The sequence below is a fragment of the Bartonella sp. AD328YNZD genome (genome assembly GCF_042196425.1).
Genome location: NZ_JBHIQG010000264.1, coordinates 1,465 through 3,377, shown reverse-complemented (window position 1 = coordinate 3,377; position 1,913 = coordinate 1,465). Strand labels below are relative to the sequence as shown.

1 protein-coding gene is annotated in these 1,913 nt (G+C 41.1%); it reads right to left on the bottom strand.

The annotated features are described in order from the left end of the window. The coding region (locus ACFIO3_RS10355; protein ID WP_375704423.1) for a lytic transglycosylase domain-containing protein at positions 1–1,913 on the bottom strand (1,913 nt) is incomplete at both ends.

Below are 1,913 nucleotides of genomic sequence, written 5' to 3'. Positions count from 1 at the left end.
GTCGGTTTTTATATCTATTTTCCCAGTGAGTCTCGCTTTGTAAACACCGTAATTTTCCATGACACACATCACGTAATTCCGTGTTTCTGTATAAGGGATACGTTCAATCCAATCGATGACGTTATCGAGAGGTTGTCCTCGAGGATCGCCATAGCGCTTGATCCATTCATTGACACGGCGGGGGCCTGCATTATAGCCAATAAGAGTTAGTATATAGGATCCATTAAAACGTTCCAATTGTTCATTGAGAAAATGGGTGCCTAATGTCACATTATAACGCGCATCACTGCTAAATCTTTTAGGAGACCATGCGATTGAGTATTTTTTTGCTAGTGCTTCTGCAGTTGTAGGAAGCAATTGGAGTATCCCTTGTGCACCTGCTTGTGATATGGCTGTTGGATTAAATTCGCTTTCTTTGTGTGCAATGGCATAGATAAGCGATTTTTCTTCTACAGAAATATGAGCAGAGTCTGGTATAGCTCCCAGAGGATGAGAGAGTGCTCCGACATTTTTTCCTAGGAAAGCAGCCATTTTTCCGATTCTGAGGCTGGTATAATAGTCACCATTTTTTTCTGCCATAACAGCCAGAAGAGCTAATTCACCGGGGCTTTCTATTTTTTTTCCGAGTTCTCTATAAAAAACTTTAGCAAACTCAGCATATCCAGCTTCTTCAAGACGTTGAATTGCTTTGATCGCTTTTCGTGCACTAAAATGTTGTCGCTCAGCGATTGTTGGTTTAGGAAAAGAGATATTAAATTTTTTTTGGTTGAGTCGCGCAGCGGCTAATTGACCATAATACGTTGCGCCAAAATGAGCGGCGCGATGAAAGTACAGCTGGGCATTTTTATGTTCTCCTAGCGTTTCTGCTGTTCGTCCCATCCAGTAATATCCACGTGATGCAGCAAAAGGTAAAGAGGAGAGTTGAGGAATGCGTGAAAAATGTTGCATTGCCAACTTAGGGTTATGAAGAAACCGTAGTGCATACCATCCTGCGTGAAATTCAGCATCGACGGCTAATGCAGATGTCATACCGGTGTGCCTTGCAACGAGTTGATAAGCTATTTGGGGTTTGTTTAAATCAAGCATTTCACGAGAAAGGGCGCGTTGCTCTTTCCACAATGATTGAGGGTTCATAAGATGGAATGCATCTTGTGATGTTTTCATCATGAGTGTTGCGGCTGCATCATATTGTTCTGTTCGCCGCAGATGGCGCATTCGAGCAAACTGGAAGAGAGGATCTTTTTTCCATACTCTTTCTAAAGCTTTTAATTTTTGTGTTGCGCTAGGATCATTTTTTTCAACCGCCACAAAAGCATCAAAAAGAGATTGAGCATGGGCTAATTTTGCAACGCGTGCCGCTGAATCAAAACGATGTGCATACAACATAAACTGCATGCGTTTTAAATGATCAATAGGTTTTAAGGCAGCACTTGCATTTTTAAGAACAAATACTTCTTCTTGTGCATTAAGCCGTGTTTTATGCCACCATGGTGCAATAATGTGTTGAGCACGGGTGATTTGTCCCGTTGTAATGAGTGCTTTAGCAAAGAGAGCCATGCCTTGTGCTGTAAGGGGGGGATGATGAGAAAATTTTTGGATAATGGCGTGTGTGATATTGGTTTCGTTAAGAAAAGCACGTTCAGCATTGCGTTGCATCGTTTCTATACCAGGCCATCCTTTTAGCATGTTAATTGCATTAGATATTTCAGAGCTTGGTATATTATTTTGCTTTGATAGTCCTAGCGCCCATGTCAAAATATAACGATCAAGGCTATGTTTTTCCATTGAATTACGAAGATTTATTGTTTTTGCAATATTGTTATTTGCAAGGGCATCTAATCCAGCTTTTAGTTGTTTGAGTGTCACGGTATTGTACGATGTCGTGTGTCTCTGTTGAAGAGGTTCTTGAGCTT